Annotated in this window: 7 protein-coding genes; all 7 read left to right on the forward strand. The window is 55.9% G+C overall.

What is annotated here, in order from left to right:
* Positions 1 to 403, forward strand: a 403-nt coding sequence (locus GVI59_RS18415) for a hypothetical protein (RefSeq protein WP_173575493.1), incomplete at its 5' end; no start/stop codon positions are given.
* Positions 400 to 594: a Lar family restriction alleviation protein gene (locus tag GVI59_RS19535; protein WP_173575494.1), complete on the forward strand. Its 195-nt coding sequence runs from the start codon at positions 400 to 402 to the stop codon at positions 592 to 594. The genes GVI59_RS18415 and GVI59_RS19535, both read left to right, overlap by 4 nt.
* Positions 591 to 920 (forward strand): hypothetical protein, encoded by a 330-nt coding sequence (locus GVI59_RS18425; RefSeq protein ID WP_173575495.1) that lies wholly within the window; start codon positions 591 to 593, stop codon positions 918 to 920. Before GVI59_RS19535 ends, GVI59_RS18425 begins: the two co-directional genes overlap by 4 nt.
* On the forward strand, positions 920 to 1,291 hold the full coding sequence (locus GVI59_RS18430; RefSeq protein ID WP_173575496.1) for a hypothetical protein: 372 nt from the start codon (positions 920 to 922) through the stop codon (positions 1,289 to 1,291). The genes GVI59_RS18425 and GVI59_RS18430 overlap by 1 nt, the downstream gene beginning before the upstream one ends.
* Positions 1,291 to 1,686 (forward strand): hypothetical protein, encoded by a 396-nt coding sequence (locus GVI59_RS18435; protein WP_173575497.1) that lies wholly within the window; start codon positions 1,291 to 1,293, stop codon positions 1,684 to 1,686. Before GVI59_RS18430 ends, GVI59_RS18435 begins: the two co-directional genes overlap by 1 nt.
* 219 nt (positions 1,687 to 1,905) lie before the next feature.
* Entirely contained in the window at positions 1,906 to 2,157 is a 252-nt protein-coding gene (locus tag GVI59_RS18440) for a hypothetical protein (RefSeq protein ID WP_173575498.1), read from the forward strand.
* Entirely contained in the window at positions 2,154 to 2,357 is a 204-nt protein-coding gene (locus tag GVI59_RS18445; RefSeq protein ID WP_173575499.1) for a hypothetical protein, read from the forward strand. Before GVI59_RS18440 ends, GVI59_RS18445 begins: the two co-directional genes overlap by 4 nt.
* The last annotated feature ends 98 nt before the right edge of the window (positions 2,358 to 2,455 follow it).

Consider the following 2,455-nt stretch of genomic DNA (forward strand, 5'->3'; position numbering starts at 1 on the left):
GTTGGTCGTGATGTTGCCGCTGACGGATGAGCAATGGAGGGCAGCAAATGCCGCCCCGTATGCCCGTGATAAAGGACCGATGCCAGCGATTGAAGCATCCATCCGCGCCATCGGAACGCCAGTTGATAGTTCGGTGCCGGTGGCGTGTTGGGGGAACGCGAAATTCCAACAGATGCTCGACGAAACCGACCAGCATCGAATGACTGTTTCTGACGAACGTAGTGAATACTTCGACACTCCATACGTCCGCCAGTCCGACCACCTTGCCGCGCTCGAAGAGAAACAGGATGAGGTGGAAAGGTTGCGGGAGGCCTTTCGTGTGGTAATCGCGGCAGAGTCGTTAAGCATGCCTGCGACTGCTCGCGCTATCGCCAGAGAAGCCCTCGCAGGAGCCGCATCATGACCGAGAAACTGAAGCCGTGCCCGTTCTGTGGCGCGCCCGGTGAACGCTACGACATCGGAGACTCTGAACCCGACAATGTAGGCGGTTCAGTCATCCAATGCACAAAATGCCTATGCTCTACACGTGTTATCTTTGGTGAGAAGGCAGGGCTTTATGACGCATGGAACACTCGTGCAGGAGCCGCATCATGAAACCGACGCCGAAAATGATCGAGGTTGCGGCAAAAGTATTTGCATCTGAAGCATTCGGGACGAATTACGCGGATGCAGACAGACTGACTAAGGAAGAGTTTAAGAAAACAGCTTCTAAAATTCTTAAGGCCGCCCTCGCCGCATGGTGGAGGCCAATGAAGCCGGAACCGCAAATATGGCTGACGATAATTGCGAAGCGCAAAACCGGCCATGTTGTCGTCGTGGAGAAACCAGATGACCGCCCGTGGTACGATCCATTCACCGAGGTTGAATGGAGCGACCTATCATTTTTTATTCCCCTCTCTGATTTCGAGGACCGCAAGTAATGGCCCGGACTAGAGAAGAACAAGTCCGTTCGGAATTTTTGGTAGATGGCGAGCGGTTCATTTTCGCCGAGGATCTGACCGAGGGAAAACTCACCCAGCATCTGATAGAAGCCGAGCAGCGAGGTTACGGGGGCGGCGTCTGCCAATCGCTGTCTGCCCTGTGGAAGTCGATAGACCTGGCACCGAAAGACGGTAGCCGCGTTTTCGTCCACTGCGGGGAGTTCTGTACCATCGCTTGGTGGGATAACGATATGGACGACGGCAACGGCGCGTGGACCGACGGGCTCGTGGCCGATTGGGGTATGCAGGAAATGCGGGAAATCCTGCCGGTCTGGTTCATCCCGCTATTCATTTTCGAGGGCAGTAAGTAATGGCCCGGACGCGAGAAGAGCAGACAAAAGAACTGACTGAAATTCTCTATGAGGCTGGTTATCGGTTTGAGAATAAAGCCAAGCCGGAAGCTGAGAGAATTATCACCGAAGCTGAACAGCGCGGCTACGAACGGGCGCGGGCTGATATTTCCAGGCAACATCGATGGTTTTATATGGTCGATGATCCAGAAAGCGGTCATCTTGATATGGCTGATATGCTTTGCGAGACAACGCCTTTTGAAATTGTGGAAACGGCTGAGGCTGCCGATATTCGCATTTTCTTCGCATACCAAGATGAAGACGGAGAAGTTCACGAATTTTCCACTCGATCCGAAGCAGAACGGGCCGCACGTAACGCCATCGACGCCGCCATGAAGGGGGATGGGAATGTCTGACGAAGTGAAGCTTCCGAAGCCGCGCATGCCAGAAACACCTGGAACTCCTGATTACTTTACGAGATTGCAACTCCGCGCATACGGCGAGGCGTGCAGGCAGGATGAGCGGGAGAAGTGTTTGTATGATCTTAAAATGCTGCACATAGGCATGCCGGGTCATGTTGAATGGAATGGGGCTCTCAGTGATGCAGCATTCCGCATCCGCGCGAGGTCCACACCGTGACCCGCCACGCGAAACACATTGCCGCGTGCCGCATAGCCGCCGCGCTCGGACAGCCGGCGCCAACGCCGCAACTCTCGGACGCTGAACGACGCATCCTGCGATCGGTTGCTGACGGGCGCACCCCGGACACGTCGCTGCAATACCGCGTGCTGGACGATCTGCGGCGGCTCGGCCTCGTGGAGAAGCGTGTGGGTGTGCCGCACGTGGTGACGGACGCGGGGCGGAAAGTGCTGGAGGTGGGGAGATGAGTGATCTACTCGACGGCTACCATGACGGAAGAATTGATGAGCGCGATGATCTTCCGCCATCACTCTCTAACCGATCGCCGCTCTATCAATTTGGCTGGCTGAATGGTCGAGATGACAGGCGCAACAAGCCACGCGCCCCGGCAGAGATTTTGCGGCGGCAACTGGAGGAACTGGAGGAGTTGGAGAACGCCGATGAGTGAAGCGATCACACCGCGGCTGCTGTCCCGCGAACAGGCTGCCTATTATGTCGGAATGTCAGTCGGGCTGTTCCGCGACATTGTCGAACCAGTTGTTCGGC

The sequence above is a fragment of the Acetobacter sicerae genome, assembly GCF_011516765.1.
In the GTDB taxonomy this organism is placed as follows: Bacteria; Pseudomonadota; Alphaproteobacteria; order Acetobacterales; family Acetobacteraceae; genus Acetobacter; species Acetobacter sicerae.

What these genes read in the sequence shown, in the direction of transcription:
- GVI59_RS18430 (WP_173575496.1), top strand. Translation starts at nt 920, where the DNA reads ATGGCCCGGACTAGAGAAGAACAAGTCCGTTCGGAATTTTTGGTAGAT.
- GVI59_RS18425 (WP_173575495.1), top strand. Translation starts at nt 591, where the DNA reads ATGAAACCGACGCCGAAAATGATCGAGGTTGCGGCAAAAGTATTTGCA.
- GVI59_RS19535 (WP_173575494.1), top strand. Translation starts at nt 400, where the DNA reads ATGACCGAGAAACTGAAGCCGTGCCCGTTCTGTGGCGCGCCCGGTGAA.
- GVI59_RS18435 (WP_173575497.1), top strand. Translation starts at nt 1,291, where the DNA reads ATGGCCCGGACGCGAGAAGAGCAGACAAAAGAACTGACTGAAATTCTC.
- GVI59_RS18445 (WP_173575499.1), top strand. Translation starts at nt 2,154, where the DNA reads ATGAGTGATCTACTCGACGGCTACCATGACGGAAGAATTGATGAGCGC.